General features: G+C 39.0%; 10 protein-coding genes and 1 pseudogene. 8 read left to right on the top strand and 3 right to left on the bottom strand.

The window, feature by feature from the left end; translation table 11 throughout:
• Positions 1-230: 230 nt before the first annotated feature.
• Positions 231-4,085, top strand: coding sequence for a TIM-barrel domain-containing protein (locus B4Z47_RS19000; protein ID WP_115047389.1), 3,855 nt, complete (start codon positions 231-233; stop codon positions 4,083-4,085).
• Between the two features lie 77 nt (positions 4,086-4,162).
• Here B4Z47_RS19000 and B4Z47_RS19005 read toward each other — a convergent pair whose 3' ends face one another.
• The 3 genes from B4Z47_RS19005 to B4Z47_RS19015 all read right to left on the bottom strand — a co-directional run bounded on the left by B4Z47_RS19005 (position 4,163) and on the right by B4Z47_RS19015 (position 5,919).
• A complete protein-coding gene (locus B4Z47_RS19005) occupies positions 4,163-5,041 on the bottom strand; it encodes a pirin family protein (protein WP_070563786.1) in 879 nt (292 codons plus the stop codon).
• A gap of 129 nt (positions 5,042-5,170) precedes the next feature.
• Entirely contained in the window at positions 5,171-5,485 is a 315-nt protein-coding gene (locus B4Z47_RS19010) for a hypothetical protein (RefSeq protein ID WP_070563783.1), read from the bottom strand.
• 11 nt (positions 5,486-5,496) lie between these two features.
• A complete protein-coding gene (locus B4Z47_RS19015; protein WP_070563780.1) occupies positions 5,497-5,919 on the bottom strand; it encodes an OsmC family protein in 423 nt (140 codons plus the stop codon).
• A 261-nt stretch (positions 5,920-6,180) separates the two neighbouring features.
• On the opposite strand from B4Z47_RS19015, the gene B4Z47_RS19020 reads away from it, so the two are divergent.
• The 7 genes and pseudogenes from B4Z47_RS19020 to B4Z47_RS19050 all read left to right on the top strand — a co-directional run bounded on the left by B4Z47_RS19020 (position 6,181) and on the right by B4Z47_RS19050 (position 17,806).
• Positions 6,181-6,900 carry an outer membrane beta-barrel protein gene (locus B4Z47_RS19020; protein ID WP_139144934.1) on the top strand — a complete coding sequence of 240 codons (720 nt, stop codon included), beginning with the start codon at positions 6,181-6,183 and terminating at the stop codon, positions 6,898-6,900.
• Positions 6,893-7,105 (top strand): annotated as a pseudogene (locus tag B4Z47_RS19025) (TMEM175 family protein); the annotation flags it as partial. The gene B4Z47_RS19020 and the pseudogene B4Z47_RS19025, both read left to right, overlap by 8 nt.
• 138 nt (positions 7,106-7,243) lie before the next feature.
• On the top strand, positions 7,244-9,268 hold the full coding sequence (locus B4Z47_RS19030) for a glycoside hydrolase domain-containing protein (RefSeq protein ID WP_236590881.1): 2,025 nt from the start codon (positions 7,244-7,246) through the stop codon (positions 9,266-9,268).
• A 436-nt stretch (positions 9,269-9,704) separates the two neighbouring features.
• Positions 9,705-12,242 (top strand): phosphodiester glycosidase family protein, encoded by a 2,538-nt coding sequence (locus B4Z47_RS19035; RefSeq protein WP_286727729.1) that lies wholly within the window; start codon positions 9,705-9,707, stop codon positions 12,240-12,242.
• Positions 12,243-12,382: 140 nt separating this feature from the next.
• Complete coding sequence (locus B4Z47_RS19040) at positions 12,383-12,952, top strand: sigma-70 family RNA polymerase sigma factor (RefSeq protein ID WP_115047393.1); 570 nt, start codon at positions 12,383-12,385, stop codon at positions 12,950-12,952.
• 64 nt (positions 12,953-13,016) lie between these two features.
• A complete protein-coding gene (locus B4Z47_RS19045) occupies positions 13,017-14,201 on the top strand; it encodes a FecR family protein (protein ID WP_115047395.1) in 1,185 nt (394 codons plus the stop codon).
• A 116-nt stretch (positions 14,202-14,317) separates the two neighbouring features.
• The gene (locus B4Z47_RS19050) at positions 14,318-17,806 is read left to right on the top strand and encodes a SusC/RagA family TonB-linked outer membrane protein (RefSeq protein WP_115047397.1); all 3,489 of its coding nucleotides are present in this window, start codon (positions 14,318-14,320) and stop codon (positions 17,804-17,806) included.
• Positions 17,807-17,824: the final 18 nt, after the last annotated feature.

The following is a 17,824-nucleotide window of genomic DNA, read 5'->3' on the forward strand; positions in this document are numbered from 1 at the left end:
TCGTTTAAGTACTTCCGTATTTCCATGTATAAGACATTGCATATCCTCCGCCTATCGGTTATCGCAGCAGAGGACCGTCGGTGAGCCTGCTCCATCGGAAGCTGTTCCGAAACCGCCGCTAGCCTGCAACATTATTATTGGACAATCGTTTGCATTCCATAATTCCTTTTTTACTTCGATTTACTATTGTATTATTGTTATGTTAATTTAATGCATTATAAATCATACGCATGAAGATATCTTTTTGGAGCACAAAAGCACAAGTCAGTTTACTGATGGGATTGGCTTCTCCTTTTATTTTTCAACCCTCTCGAGTTGACGCTAAAGTAAGTACGATCAATTATTATAATACAATGGGTCGCGATCACGGAAACCGTATTATCACGATTCAGAAAATTAATCCGACAACAGTCGAGATTGTATACGATAATGGTCAACGTCTTACTTTAGATTTCTACGGTAATCATATTTTTAGGATGTTCCAGGATGTTCATGGCGGTATAATCCGTGAACCCGAAGCAAAAATATTGGTAGAGCAACCTCGGAAAACAGTCACTGGGCTTGAGGTAAAGGATGGAGGTAATAAGGTCAGCATCTCCACCAACGATATTCTTTTTTCAATGGATAAACAGACTTCACAGTTTAGTATCCTTAATCGTAAAACCAATAAGATTGTAGTTGAAAGCTTAAAGCCGGTCGTTTTTGAGGACAAACAAGTAAGCCTTGAATTAAAGGAAAATGCGGATGAGTACTTTTTTGGTGGTGGCGTTCAAAATGGACGTTTTTCACATAAGGGAAAAGTAATTGCTATCGAAAATCAGAACAGCTGGACCGATGGCGGTGTTGCCTCTCCAACCCCTTATTACTGGTCAACCAAAGGGTATGGTTTTATGTGGCATACTTTTAAGAAGGGAAGTTACGCCTTTGGAGCCAAAACCGCTGGCACAGTCAAATTGGCCCACGATACGGATTATCTGGATGTCTTTTTTATGGTTGGTGACGGTATTGTGCCTTTGCTCAACGATTTCTACCAATTGACGGGTAACCCAATTCTTCTACCAAAATTTGGTTTGTACGAAGGACATCTTAATGCTTATAACCGCGATTTTTGGAAAGAAGATGAAAAGGGAATTCTTTTTGAAGATGGCAAACGCTATAAAGAAAGCCAAAAGGACAATGGCGGAATCAAAGAATCGCTGAATGGCGAGAAAAACAATTATCAATTTTCGGCTCGCGCAGTCATAGACCGTTATAAAGCCCATGACATGCCTTTGGGTTGGATTCTTCCCAATGATGGTTACGGTGCTGGATATGGTCAAACGGCATCTTTAGATGGAAATATCCAAAACCTGAAAGAGTTCGGCGATTATGCACGTAAGAATGGTGTGGAAATCGGTTTATGGACACAGTCTGATCTCCATCCCAAAGACAGCATCAGTGCATTACTGCAACGTGATATAGTAAAAGAGGTACGGGATGCAGGTGTGAGAGTCCTAAAGACGGATGTGGCCTGGGTGGGCCCAGGATACTCCTTTGGTCTCAACGGGGTAGCTGATGTAGGGCATACCATGCCTTACTATGGCAACGACGCTCGTCCATTTATTATTTCATTGGATGGTTGGGCAGGTACGCAGCGCTATGCGGGTATCTGGTCGGGTGACCAAACTGGAGGTGTATGGGAGTATATTCGATTCCACATACCAACATATATAGGCTCGGGACTTTCGGGCCAGCCCAACATTACCTCTGACATGGACGGGATCTTTGGTGGTAAAAACTTCAAGGTCAATATCCGTGATTTTCAATGGAAGACTTGGACACCCATGGAACTCAATATGGATGGCTGGGGCTCGAACGAGAAATACCCTCATGCTTTGGGCGAGCCAGCTACTTCGATCAATCGTCTGTATCTGAAATTGAAATCTCAATTGGTTCCCTACAGCTATAGTGTGGCAAAACAAGCGGTAGATGGTCTGCCCATCATTCGCGCGATGTTTTTAGAGCAAGCAAATGCTTATACACTTGGAAAGGCAACGCAATACCAGTACCTCTATGGTCCAAATTTCCTGGTGGCACCGATTTATCAGGAAACACGTGTGGATGAGAAGGGAAATGATATACGCAATGGTATCTACCTGCCGGATGGTGAATGGATTGATTATTTTACGGGTGAAAAATACCAGGGTGGCCGTATCATCAATAACTTTAATGTGCCTATTTGGAAGCTGCCTGTTTTTGTGAAAAATGGAGCTATTATTCCGGTAACCAACCCGAATAATAATGTGCTGGAAATCAAAAAGGATCAACGTATTTATGAGGTGTATCCTTATGGGAATTCCAATTTCCTGGAATATGATGATGATGGAAAAACCGAGGCTTATCGGTATGGTAAGGGAGTAACTACATCCCTAACTTCGCAGTTAAACAATAATAAAGTTGTTTTTACGATTGCTCCAACACAGGGCGAATTTGACGGATTTGAAAAAATGAAGTCTACCGAAATTCGTTTCAACGTTACCAAAGCACCTAAGAAATTGACCGTAAAGGTCAATGGAAAAAATAATAAACTTAAAGAAGTGAACAGCTTAGATGCGTTCAATACTTCTGAAAATGTATATTTCTACGACGCACAACCAAACCTGAATCAGTTTGCAACCAAGGGATCTGAATTTGAAAAAGTACCTTTGGTGAAAAATCCGAAGTTGCTGGTACGACTAGCGAAACAGGATGTCTCATCGACTGCAATAGAAGTACAATTGGAGGGTTTCGAATATGCTCCTGTTGACAACTATCTGGCTCAGACCGGTGCTTTGACTTCGCCCAAAGCTGTTATCACAGATCAACATACACAAGCATATACCTTAACCCCAACCTGGGAAAAGGTTGCAAATGCTGATTATTATGAAATTGAATTCAATAATCTGATCTATTCGACCATCAAAGACAGTCAGTTGCTATTCGAAGGATTGGCCGCGGAAACTGATTACCAGTTTAAAATTAGAGCTGTCAATAAATCTGGTGTTTCAGATTGGAGTACATTTGCCGCAAAAACAAAGGCAAATCCATTGGAATTTGCCATCGAAGGAATCAAAGCAGAGACTTCTGTGGATAACCAAGGCGGAAATGGTATCAATAAATTGTTCAATTATGATGAGGGGGATATGTGGCATACAAAATGGGGACATACTGCGGTTCCGTTTGATATGATCTTAGATCTAAAATCCGTTAATCAATTGGATAAGTTTGTGTATCTTCCAAGAACCGATGGCGGAAATGGCATCATTTTAAAAGGAAAAGTATTCTATAGCAATGATAAGGACACCTGGACGGAAGCTGGTGGTTTTGACTGGAAACGTGATGGCGAAATGAAACGTTTTGATTTTGGAACCCATCCGGTGGCTCGATTTATCAAAATTTCAGTTTCTGAAGCTGTGGGAGGTTTTGGTTCAGGAAGAGAATTATATGTGTTTAAAGTGCCAGGTTCGTCAAGCTACTTACCGGGCGATATTAATAATGACCGATTGATCGATCATAATGACTTGACTTCCTATATTAACTACACGGGATTGCGACTGGGAGATGGAGATTTCGAAGGTTATGTCAGCAATGGTGATGTCAATAAAAATAATCTGATTGACGCTTATGATATTTCCAATGTTGCTGTTGTCATAGAAGGCGGTGCAAAACCAAATAAAGAAGAAAAGGTCAGTGGTAAATTAAAACTGATTCCTTCAAAAACGACCTTAAAATCGGGTGATATTGTGGAGATCAGTGTTAGTGGAGAGAATCTTAAAGCTGTCAATGCACTTAGTTTTGCTCTTCCTTACAATCAGGGTGATTTTGAATATGTCGGTATTGAGTCCGTACATTTAAAGGAGATGAACAATTATAGCAACGATCGTCTTCACACCAATGGAAGTAAGGCTCTGTATGCTACTTTTGTTAATCTGGGCAACAAGGAGACTTTGAATGGATCTGAAGTTTTATTTAAGATCAAATTGAAAGCAAAACGTAATGTCAATTTCAATCTGAAAGCAATAGATGGTATCTTCGTTGATAAAAAGCTGAATTCCGTTACTTTCTAAAATAAATAGCCTTAACAAAAAAGGGAGCCTCATAGGCTCCCTTTTTTTGTTAAATGATGTCTAAATAATGCACCTAATTAGTCCAATATCATACTAAGATCCATCAGCAGGATTTCAGTATCTGCTGAGGTTACTTTGAGGTTAATTTCAGCGACATCCCATATTCCAAAGCCATCTCTGCTTTCTAATTCTTTTCCTTCGACAGTAACACTACCTTTTATTACAAAAACATATACACCATTTCCTGCCTTTTTGATTCGGTATTTTGTTTGGACGTCCTTGTCAAAATGCCCCATGGAAAACCAGGCATCCTGATGGATCCATACACCCTCGTCTTCTCGATTTGGAGAAAGAATTTGCTGGAATTTATTCTGTCTTTGAGTTATATCCAATGTAATTTGATCGTATCGGGGGCTCACATTCCGTTGATTAGGGTACACCCAAATTTGAAGAAACTTGACTACCTGATCGGTGTTTTTATTATATTCACTGTGTATGATGCCTGTTCCGGCGCTCATGACCTGAATATCTCCTTTCCGGATAATGGCTTTGTTACCCATGCTGTCTTCGTGTTGCAAATCACCTTCCAAAGGAATACTGATGATTTCCATATTATCGTGCGGGTGTTTGCCAAAACCTCTTCCTTCAGCCACTATATCATCATTTAGCACCCGTAATACACCAAAGTGCATACGTTCGGGGTCGTGATAATTGGCGAAGCTAAACGTATGATTGCTATCTAACCAACCATGATTTGCATGACCGCGTGTAGCCGCCTTGTGGAGGACACTATGGTTTTCCAATTTGTCTGAATTATAGTTTACAGCTTCGGCATCCAGCGTTTCAAGCGGCTCTATCTCGTCAATATCATTCTTCAAGATATCAGCTGAAGACACTGTTGATGCAAATATCCCGGAACCCAAAAGTCCCTTTTTTATAAAGTTCTGTCTGTTCATGATCTTATTATTTAGTATCCAAAATTAGCCTATTGGCCGTCGATTTCTATTGATCTAGTTCAATAAAGAAAGAGTTTTAACGGTTTTCGGTTGTTTTTCTAGGACGCTATTGCTATATCCTGTGCTTTATTAAACGGAGAGTAAGTCTGGAAAAAGACTATAGACTTCATTTTTTAGAAGTCCACTTCCACCGCCATAATGTTTGATCAGACCAATCGGATAAGTGAGCCGCGTAAGGTGATCTGTTATTTCATGCTCTTCCTGAGGCGAGAGTCCCGAACTCAATAATAAAACATCTACAGGGACGTCAATAAGCTGTTTTTTACAGGCATCCAAATCGTATTGTATCGATGCATTCCAGTTGGGCGTGTTTTCAATGATTCTCTTGAGCGTGAGGAGAATTTCTTCATTTTTACCAAATATGAGAAAGGTTAAGATTTTCATGATGTTCTTTTTTAAGGATTTGTCCTGATGAGTGTATTGACAATGGCATTACCCTTTAAAATTTTTGAAATGGGACATTCTTCGGCAATTTGTTGCAGGCGTTCTCGGGTATCCTCTGCTAAGATTTGTCCAAAAGCTATCTCGCGATCAAAATATGTAACCACCTGTCCTTTTTCAATTTTGAGGTACATATTTGAACTGACTGAAATTTCTGGAATATCAAGCCCTTTTTTATCGATGTACATGCGTAAAGTAGCTAAGGTACAAGATACAAGCGATGAGATAAGAAGGGTGTAGGGGTCAGGCCCAAGATCTCTGCCGCCAAGTTTTTCAGGTTCATCCGTAATAAATTCACCATTCCTCCAGTGGATGCTGGTCTTATATTTCTGCTCGGCAATATGACCGATGACAGGGTTTTCCAATATATATTTCATACGGATAATTCTTTTGTTTGTAATACAACAAAAATAAGCCTGAATTGATTCATTTTCATTGATGTAGTTCAATAAATATAGTCATATTGTCTCCTGATATTTTTTTATTGGCTGATAAGATTGATGGATTTCCGCTGATGAATGCACCCTATCGTTACAGAAAAAATAAAGATTGGAGTAAGTTGAATCACATAAATTTTCTTACTTTTAACAATCAAATTCGCTCAATTTTTTAAAGGATTTTAATTTAATATTTCGGTTATGATGAAGAGATTTTTACTTGTCGGACTTTTTGCTGGTATAACCCATTTTATGGCTTTCTCGCAATCGCACGAACTACGTGTGGGTGTCACCTCCGGTGTGTCCAATTTTACGGGATCGGGAACCGAAGCAAAGAGTACGTTGAATGGATCTACACAACAGGACTATTATACCAATAATCCTTATGGAAAAAAATATGGAATCAATATTGGTGGCGCTTTAAACTACCGTTATGTTTTTGCCAACAACCTAATATCAGGTTTGGAAGGCGCCTATGAACGATTGCAGACAAAGATTGATTTGGAAGGCAATGAGTTTATGAATGGAAGCCGTGGTCAGACCCGTCTCAATCAACAATTTATCAATTTTAATCCTTTTGTTGGCTATCGTGTCTTTTTTGAACCGATGACAATGGATATACAGCTGGGTATGGATATTGCCAAAACGCTGAGCATCAAAGAAAATGGTAGCATTGAAGATAAACAGGGGAATAAAACAAGTTTTGATCGTGATAGAGGCAAGGTTATCGATTTGGATCTACGCCCGCGTTTACAGTTTAATGTAAATTATGACCGTTATACCATGTTTGCCGGTTATTCATGGGGCCTAAAAGACTACCGTAGTGGAATGTTGGGCGGTGATCCTGGTGTGGCGCGATTAAATGTATTCCGTTTAGGCCTGCAGTATCAGCTATTAACCCCGATCTTCAAAAATGACTAAAGGCAGGTTAGAAGCATTCAGTGATGGCGTTTTGGCCATCATTATAACGATTATGGTACTTGAATTATAAGTACCTGAAGGATTTACTTTTGCTAGCCTTAAACCATTATATCCTAAAGTTATCTCCTATATCGTTAGTTTTGTTTACGTTGGACTGTACTGGTATAATCACCATCATCTCTTTCAAATTGTTCGAAAAGTTCTCGAAGAATTAATAAATAAAAAACATCAGGCGCTGAAAAAAATAGTTGTTTGCTATGGCCAAGAACTGTATAGGTTAGCTTTTTGTATCGTGAAAAATCAGTTTGCGCCCTTTATACATATAAAAAATAATAGACTATATATGAAAAAATTACTGCTGTCTTTGATGCTCTGTTATGCTACAATTGCTGGAGCGCAGACCGATCGTGTAAACGTCTTCTTGGGATCTTCCGGCGACCACGGCCAGCTTTCACCAGCGGCTTCTTCTCCTTTCCATCAATTGAGCATTGTGCCCTATACTAATCCGGGGACGCATACGGGCTATGAGCATCTTGCCAAGGAAATTAAAGGCTTTACACACAATCGCCTCGAGGGAGTAGGTTGTATGGGCAGTGGTGGACTGATCCTTATTAGACCATTTATAAAAAATGATACAAAGCCGCTGAATAAAATTGACGAGCACGCCCAACCTGGGTATTATGCTTTAAAAACCGCAGAGGGTATTCAAGTTGAAGTGGCTGTGAATAATGATTTTGGTCGTGAACAATATACTTTTCCCGTGGGTAGGAAAGGTTTTTTTATTGATTTGGGGCATGCTTTCAATGGCGCTTTTGTTGACAATGAATTTACACAGGAGGGTAATCTGCTATTCGGTAAAGTACGTGCGAAAACGACCTGCCATGTGGGAACATATACCATTTATTATGCGCTGGAAATTCCTACAGCGAGCGAATGGCGAAAGGAGGGGAACAAGATCTGGGTAGACCTGAAGGAGGAAAGCCTTATAGCAGACGTCAATATTGCATTTTCGGCTGTGGATCAACAGGACGCAAAAAAGACACTTGCAGAATATGATAAGCTAGATTTTTCAACGGTAAAAAAACGTGCAGCTGATCGTTGGAAAACTGCCCTGTCGGTACTGCAGGTAAAGGGCGATTCGGATAAGGTAGATTTATTCTATTCCTTGCTCTATCGCAGTTTACAATCTCCTTATGTTATCAGCGATGAGCAGGGAAATTTTAGGGGAACAGACGGGAAAATACATCGTTCCAAAGAAATACGTTATCATGGATGGGCAATTTGGGACAATTATAAAACACAGCTACCGCTTTTGGAGCTGATAGATACTGAAATGTATCAGGGCGTTGTCTCCTCGATTGCAGACCTGTACCGTTATGGGAAATTTGACTTTGCAGGAGCTCATGAACCAGCAAATTCGGTCCGGACAGAACATGCCGCTGTCGTTCTTTTGGATGCGGTCAAGAAAGGATATCGGGTCGATATTGATGGAATAAAAGATTCGTTAATACATGATACCCTGCGCTATGATTTTAAGAAACCGGACAAGTACCTTGAAGCATGTTATGATATGTGGGCAATGTCCAAGCTTTTTCCGCAGAACAGCAAAATCTATCTGGAGCGAGCAAAATCATATCAGGCAATTTGGAATAAAGATTTCAAAGATCTGACCAAACGAGATGTCGACCGTATGTCGGCACGGGATATGTATCAGGGAACAATTAGGCAATATCGTTGGAATGTACCTTTTGATGTTATGGGATTAAGAAAGCTAGCAGGTGGTGAAGAAAATTTTACACAGCAACTGGATGAGTTTTATGACGGTTATTATTTCAATAGGGCGAATGAACCGGATATGCAATCGCTGACCTTATATAATGCGAGTAAAACCCCTTGGCGCTATCAGGAGTGGATACATCGAATTGCATTGGACACCATCATACAATATTACTTTAATGACAACAGCCGTGGAATCGGAGCACATATCGACCGGATCTATAAAAATGAGCCTAAAGCCTTTGTAAGAACCATGGACGACGATGCTGGTGCTATGTCGAGCTGGTGGGTGCTATCTGCGATCGGATTGCAACAACCTTTGGTCGGGGAACCTGTTTTTTATATCAGCGTGCCATTTTTTGATCAAATCAGATTGGAAAATAAAGAGAATCCACTGACCATTGAGGTGCCGAATCGAAGCGACAAAACGCGTTATATCAAATCGATTAAGTTGAATGGAAGGGATTTGAAGAGGTTATGGATCACACATGAAGAGCTTAGAAAGGGAGGGACGCTGCAGATTGAATCGTCGGAAATACCAACCGATTATGGAAGGGATGATCCTTGGATAAGTCACATGGACAACAATTAAACATGATCTGATCAGAGATTGTAGACTAAATTGGCGTTTTTTACTACTTGGAGATTTAAATATACTGACCATACAGATTTGAAAATCGATGACCAGTTAATTTGCTCCAGAATAGAATAACCTCATGCTAAAATAATGCAGTTACAAAATTTGCGATAAAAACTACGAAACTTAGTGGCTGTTTTTATCAAAGTGTGGTTGTATAGATATAATCTGGAAATGAACTTATTTTATTATTCAGATGTGTCTTCAATAACATATTTATTATTCCCTAAATATGTTGTTGAAGACTATTTCTAGAATGCAATTCGTAACCAAAACTACTCGGTCTGTAACCCTAAAATAGACAAAATTAATTATTTTCTTTTTTTATTTTTCTTGGTAAGGTGTTACTTTTTTTACCGTATCTAATAGTAAACTAAAGTATAAAAGAAAAATGAAACACTCAATTTGGATTTTTTTGTTAGCACTGCCATTTGCTCAGTGTAAAAAAATAACAACTGAGGTGGCTATTCCTACTACGGAAGAAACTTCAGCAAATGGTTCGATATCTACGGTTGAAGAAATGGAGGATTTTTTAAATGCCTTATCTTTAGGTGAGGATTTATCGAGGTTTAAAGATGATATTGGAGAAGTGTCACTGGCTAATAACATCGATATGCAAGATATAGATTGGGATAGTCTGAAGGCTTCGGTCTCTTCAGATGTGACTCAAGCAAATAAAGAGATTGAATATCGTTTAAGTGGGGGGCTGAATTTAGTCTTTAACGGAAATGGGCATCGACTTGAACATATAGATCGTGTGATTGATTTAGATCAAGGCGGTATTTCTTTCGGTTTGTTTGACGGAATTGATACATCTGGGGTCATTAAAAATCTGACGATGACAGGTGATATTATAGTTAATGGACAAAGTAAACAGGGTATTGCTATTGGTGCGTTTGGTGGATATGTTAAAGGTCGAATTGTAGATTGTACGAATTTAGTTAACATTTCATTTGCAGGTTCAGATCATGCTAATGTTTCGATGCGAATTGGAGGGATGGTTGGTGTGCTTGATGGCGGAAGTATTGGTCGTTTTGGTGAAGATTACTCCTGCATTAATAAAGGAGATGTAATCGTATCTGTTGAAAACAATTTGGCGACAGGCGTAAACAGTGGAATTCACTCTGGAGGAATTGTGGGATTTGTGCAAGGAACTGAAGCAATTATCTCGAATGCACAAAATTCGGGAACAATAAAAGTAGGGACGGGGCGTAGTGGAGGAATTGTAGGCTCTTTAAACGGAGGCAAAGTGGTTCAATGTATGAACGATGGTAAACTAATAGATGATTGGGAAAATAAGTTTCAAAACCGTGCGGATAGATATAATATAAAACGTATGGGAGGGATTGTTGGTGGTTCGGGAGCCAATACTTTGGTACAGACCTGCACAAACATGGGTTCCGTATTTTCAGTTAATGGCAGTCGTGTGGGGGGATTTGTGGGGCACAATGGGGGGTATGTAGATGATTGTACAAACGGTGGTATCATCCTTTCAGATGCTCGTGCTATAAGTTCTGCAAAACATGGTCCAGGGTGGGCTTGCGGATATTCCGGAACGAGTTCGTCTGATACATTCGTTAAAAATTGCCACATTGGTGGGAGGGTGGATAATTACAGTTTGTTTAGTCAAATTCCAGAGCAGGCTGCTGTAGCAACCTATAAAAATGCAGTGTGTCATGGTGCTTTCGATCCTATGTTGAATTATCTCAACAATAGGGATAATGATTATTACGCATGGGAAACGATTGACAGTATTCAATTAGCGCCTGGAGTATCATATCGAAAATATTCATTTATAAATTTTGGACAACATATTTATGCTGTTGAGATTGATTTGGACAATCCAAATGTAGTTTTTGAAACAGCAATGGCAAACGAAATATGTCCCAACCCCAATGCTAATCAGAATGCAAATAATGGAAAAAACCGACGTGAAACTCTATCTGAAACTATTACTCACAGACGGGCGCAAGGACGGAACATTGTAGCGGGAATAAATACAGGCTTTTTTAATTCGCATGACGGGTTTCCAAGGGGAGTACATATTGAAGAAGGGGAACCTGTTTTTATTAATAACCCGGATGTACGTAGACGTTTGGTTAACCATCGTCCCGGTTTTACATTCTTTACTGATCGTACGATAAGTTTTGGAGAGCGGGAGTTTAAAGGTAATGTGCGGATAGGGGCTGAGGAGTTCGAATTCTATTCTGTAAATGATACTATCGTTCGGTTAAATGGTAAAGTAAACTATGACGCCAATATATATACTAACCGTTTTGTAAAACAACCTTATGCTGGATTATCTAATCCAATTGGAGAGCGGGCTTTATTTTTAGTCTGTAGAAATCAAGCTGAGGGCTTGCAAGTAAATGTAGGTTACCAGACTGCGGAAGTTGTGCAAATAATAGATGGTCGAAATGCAGCGATTACAGTCCCATTTGTAGGTTCAAAGAAAGATTGGGTATTGCAAGTTACTGGGAGTAAGGCTGAGCGAATGCGTAGTTTACTTCAAGTAGGCAGTTTGATTGATGTGAAAAATACTTTGCTTATAGGCTCCGTTAGTAAGGAAATCAAAGTACACAATGCCAGTATGTTTCATTATGTTCAAAATGGTAATTATGTCGCTCCAAGCAGTGAAGCCGACGCATTGACTATCAACCCGACCACTAATATTGGAGTAAAAGAAAGTGGTAAAAAGATCATATTATTTTGTGTGGATGGTCGATCAGTAAACGATAGGGGTTTGGATTTTTATGAGGCCTATCGGGTTGCTGCAAAACTCCAGCTTAAAGATGTAATTAGATTTGATGGTGGTGGATCTACAACGATGTGGGCGAAGAGCATTGGAGAAGGTCGAGTTGTTAACCAAGTTTCGGATGCAAATGGTGAACGAAGTTGTATGAACTATTTACATATAAGAGTGAAATAAAGCGAGTTGTAAAAAGAAGGTTTTCTAATTATGGATAACCTTCTTTTTTTTATAACTAATTGTTTTGCAGATTGTTAACAAAAAATTAATTTTAGATTTTGTGCATTCTTCAGTAAATTTGTTTCAACTTAATCATATGTATGCTACTGACGATAGATATTGAAAAATTTAGACAAGGAGATCAAAAAATATTTGAAAAAGTATATGATTGCTACCAGAAACCATTATTACATTTTGCACGTACATTTATTCATGTAGAAGCGGCTGAAGAGGTTGTCAGCGATGCTTTCTTTGGTTTATGGAAGCATCGTATTAAGATAGATAATGATCGTCACCTAAAATCATTTTTGTATGTGACCGTAAAAAACATGTGTATTGATGTGTTGAGAAATGTTAAGTCTCTAGCAACATTTCCTATAGAAGATTTCGATTTTGCAAATGAAAAGCCGGAAATATTGGTCAAAATACTTTATTCTGATCTGTTGATGCATTTAGAACAAAAGCTTCAAAAGCTTCCTAATGCACAGCAAAAGGTATTCCGAATGAGCATTTTGGAAGGGATGAGCACGGAGGAAATCATAAGAGAGACAAATATGTCCGCGGAATCAATTTTTGTCCAAAAATCAAAAGCTATTTCCTCACTGCGCAAATCATTTGTGTACAATCCTTTGATGCTAATTGTGCTACAATATCTTATAGATCATAGATAATTTAATTTTTTTGGTAAGGTTGTAAACCTGTTTACGTATTAGAAGTAAATAGATTAAAAAGGAAGTGAAAGATTTAGCGGATTTACTAGAGAAAAAAGCAACAGGAGAATTAACCCCCGCTGGAGAGAAGGCACTTCAGGATTGGGCGAATAAAGATCCTTTATTCAAAAGTCTGATTGAACGTATAGATAACGAAGAACTATTTCTAAAAGACCTTAAAGAATTCCAGGATATCTCCACAAAACCTTTGTCAGAAGATCATCGTTTGTGGGATGCTATCCGTAGGGATGACAACACTAGAAAAAATAGATTCCGTTACAGTTGGATTGCTGTGGTCGCAGCAATTTTGGTTTGCTTTATCTACTTTTCTCCATATTTTTTGGTTTTTAGAGACAAGCAAATTTTTCAGACAGCACCTTTAGCCGATACTCGCAAAGATATTCTCCCCGGCAGAGACATCGCTTTTATCACGCTATCTAATGGAAATAGACTTACATTGGATGACATGGCTGTAGGAGCGGAGGTTACAGCAAATGATTTGCATATCCGAAAGGATCAAGATGGTTCATTAATTTGTGAAACACAAGAAAATGGAGGAGACCAGCGTGGCATGCTATTAAATCATGTTATAGAAACACCGCTTTCGGGTCAATATAAAATAACATTGACAGATGGTACACGAGTATGGTTAAATGCAGGATCACGGCTCTCGTTTCCATCACGCTTTAAAGGGGACGAACGATCGGTAATTTTAGAAGGTGAGGCTTTCTTTGACGTTAGAAGAATGCCTGAAAAACCATTTAAAATAGCGGTTAAACAACAGTTGGTTACAGTGCTAGGTACATCTTTTAATATCAATGCATATCCTAATGAGCCAAATGTGAAAACCACTCTTGTTGAAGGTAGTCTAAAGGTTGCTGCCGGAAACCAATCAAAAATTATAAAACCTGGACAGCAACTATTGGTATCGAATGGACTTCAGATGTCTGTTCATTCTACCATTGTGGAGGATGAAATTGCCTGGAAATTGGGTTATTTTAGTTTTAGATCAGATAACTCCATGGTTGTGCTAAGGCAATTGGAACGTTGGTATAACATTCATATTGTTATGAGTGAGGCTGTAAAAAAAGAGTTGAAATTGATAGGTAAAATAGATCGTAAAGCATCATTGGACCAAGTTATACGGATGTTTCGGACAAGTAATATTGATTGCAAGCTACAAGGGCATACCTTGATACTCGATATTTAACCACTAAAAATTTTCTCAACAATAATGAATATCCCCAAAGAGTAGTTGGCAGGATATGGGGACGCCCATGTCATATCCACGACTTTACTATATTTTTTATATGACAACATTGTAAAATGAATATTAAATCATTTCTTTCTACCTGCTGTTTGCTGCTTGGAGTCGCGGCAGTAAATGGTCAACAAATTACCTATAAAGCTCAAAATGTTGCTTTAGATCGGGTACTATTGGAAATAGAAAAGCAGAGTAACTGCTTCTTTCTATATCAACAAAAAGATGTTCAGAACAAGAGTTTAAAAGTTATAAATTGGGAAAAAGTCTCACTAAGGCATGCCTTAGATAGTATAGCTTACACACAAAACATGCAATACAGTATCGAAGGCAAAACAATTGTGTTTTCCATCGATACAAAGAAGAAGAAAAATGATTTCAACGGGTTAAAAGTGGAAGGATTGATTGTAGATCATAAGCAAGAACCATTAATAGGAGCAACTATACGTGTCAAAAACAAAGAAGATATCACGGTGGCTGACGAGTATGGCCGATTTGAATTCTTGTCGTTACATCAAAATGATATTTTAATTATTTCTTCTACGGGCTATGAAGAAAAGGAAGTTAATATAGGTAGCAATAATAGGCTACGGGTTGTACTAAATCAAAAAATAACGGCTTTAGAGCAAGTTATTGTTCAAGTAGGTTATGGACAGCAAAAAGCGAAAAACCTAACGGGAGCAGTGTCTGTCGTCCAAGCAAAGGATATTGAAAATAGGATCGTTTCGGGAACAGCACAAGCTCTACAGGGAATGGATCCTGCATTAAATATTACGTTTGGCACGGGGGCAATGGATGGTGGCTATGGAATCAATGTCAGAGGTACACCTTCAATCAATGGCGGTACGCCTCTGGTTTTAGCAGATGGTATTGAGGTCAGCCTAAGTCAGATCAACCCAAATGATATTGAGAGTGTGTCGATTTTGAAAGACGCATCTTCAGCCGCGATTTATGGCGCCAAAGCTTCTTCTGGTGTTATTTTGATAACAACTAAACAAGGGCGCGATCGAGGTGGTAATGGAGTAATTACATATAGTGGGCGCAAAGGTTTTTTACAAAATACGACATCGACAGACTTTATCAATACGGGCTATGATCATGTATCCATTGTGAATAAATTTTATAACATCTATCAGGGGACAGATATGGCAATCTATACAGAAGATGAAATGAAAATGCTGGAAGAACGAAAAAATGATAAGGTTGAGAATCCGGACCGACCATGGACCTATGTGCGAGATGACGGAAAGTATGCTTATTACGGCAATACCGACTGGTATAACCATTTCTATCGAAAAACCAGGCCAATGCAAGAGCATAATCTGACAGCTAATGGGGGGAATGAAAAGATCAAATATCATGTAAGCGGTAGACTATGGTCGCAAGATGGAATTTTTAATATTTACGAGGACCGCTTTCAAAGTTACTCGATGTTTTCAAAACTTGATGCACAAATCAAACCGTGGCTGAAGTATACTGGAACATTGAATTTCACTTCGTCCAATTATAAGTATGCAGGATATTATGATGAACAATTTACCATCAGAGCTTTACAAAGCAATATTTTATCTTCATTTGTACCTTTGAATCCGGATGGCTCCATTATGCAGTATCCCAATCAATTGAATGCTAATTCGCCGATAGGAGCTGGACATGGTGGCTTTTTAACAGCAAATAAAGCACGGAACTCCCGGGGTAACACGTATACAGTGTTGTCGAATAGGCTGGATGCTGAAATCACCAAGGGGTTGGTGTTGACTGCACATCATGCATATGGAAATAGGAAAAGATTGTATAAGTACCGCAATTTACCTTTTGATTATTCCCGTGAAGAAGGAGTATTGCTGAATTTTACGTCAGGAACAATTTCTAATTACTATCAAGAAAACCATTATCAGGTTCAGGATCACAACTTAAATGTGTATGCGACTTATGACCGCGATTGGGGGGCAAAGCATCATCTTACAGCGATGAGCGGTATTCAATATGAAAATTACCGGGAGACAAATCTCTCTGCACGGAAAAATGATCTTCTGAGCGAATCTCTAAGCTCTTTCTCTTTAGCTACAGGAGAGGCAACGGTCGGTCAAGCGATAGCTGCTTTTCGAACTTTAGGTATTTTTAGTCGTGCAAATTATAGTTACGCGGGAAAATATCTTTTGGAAATGACCGGTCGCTGGGATGCGACATCACGATTTGAACCCAATCAACGATGGGGATTTTTTCCATCGGTATCTGCTGGTTGGCTGATGAGCGACGAAAGTTTCTGGCAACCTTTGAAACAGATTTGGAATTCAAGTAAGTTACGAATTTCGTACGGTAGTTTGGGGAATCAGCAAGTTGGCAATTATGCTTACATCGAGGAGATTAAAACCTCTAATAGTATGAATTATACCTTTGATGGGACAACGAAGGCCAACTATGCGAATGTTTCGGATCCTATCTCATCGTCTTTAACTTGGGAGACTGTCAATACATCCAATCTTGGAGCCGACTTTTTGTTTTTGAATAGTAAGCTTTCATTTTCAGGTGATTATTTTATCCGAGATACAAAGAATATGCTGGCTCAATCGCTCACTCTACCTGCTGTCTATGGAGCGAATACCCCAAAAGGAAATGTTGCTGATTTAAGAACAAAAGGATGGGAACTTAAATTGAGCTGGCAAGACCAAATTAAACTGGATCATCCTTTACGATATCATGTAACGGCAACCTTGGGTGACTATAAAACAACCATTACTAAATATAATAATCCGGACAAACTGATTAGTGAGTATTACGTCGGAAGACAATTCGGTGAAATATGGGGCTATCGTGTAAAGGGATTGTTTGCAACTGATGAAGATGCTGCAGCCTATCAAGCGAGGCTGAATGATAAAGCAGTTAACAACAGAGTTTATACGAGTAAAAAGGAGAATTACCTCCGCGCTGGCGATGTGGAATTTATCGATCTTAATGGTGATGGCATTATCAATCAAGGCTCTGGGACAGTTGGAGATCCTGGAGATAAACAAATTATCGGCAGTACGCAACCGCGTTACAATTATTCGTTACGATTTGGTGCGGATTGGAACGGATTTGATGTGTCTATTTTCCTGCAGGGTGTCGGAAAGCGGAACTGGTATCCCACCGAATATGCCTATGATTTTTGGGGTCCATATTCCTTTCCTTCACTATCGTTTATTCACAGGGATTTTATGAATAATACGTGGTCTGAAGAAAATCCAGAAGGATATTTTCCCAAGCCGAGGGGGTATGCTTCTTATTCTTCAGGGGCATTAGGAGAAGTAAATGACCGTTATTTGCAGGACGTAGGCTATTTACGTCTAAAAAATCTCACAATAGGCTATACATTCAAATGGAAGGAAAAATCATCCACAAATATTCGGGTATACGCTTCAGGGGAAAATTTATATTATTGGTCCAAGTTGAAAAAATATAGTAAAACAGTAGATCCGGAATTGACGGTAACTTCTTCTACCTATGATGCAAACAGTGGTGTAGGCTATAATTTTTCGAAAACGATGATTTTCGGTTTGAATATCGTTTTCTAATTCTTTAAATAAAAAGCT

The sequence above is a fragment of the Sphingobacterium sp. UBA2610 genome (genome assembly GCF_002339225.1).
Lineage (GTDB): Bacteria > Bacteroidota > Bacteroidia > Sphingobacteriales > Sphingobacteriaceae > Sphingobacterium > Sphingobacterium multivorum.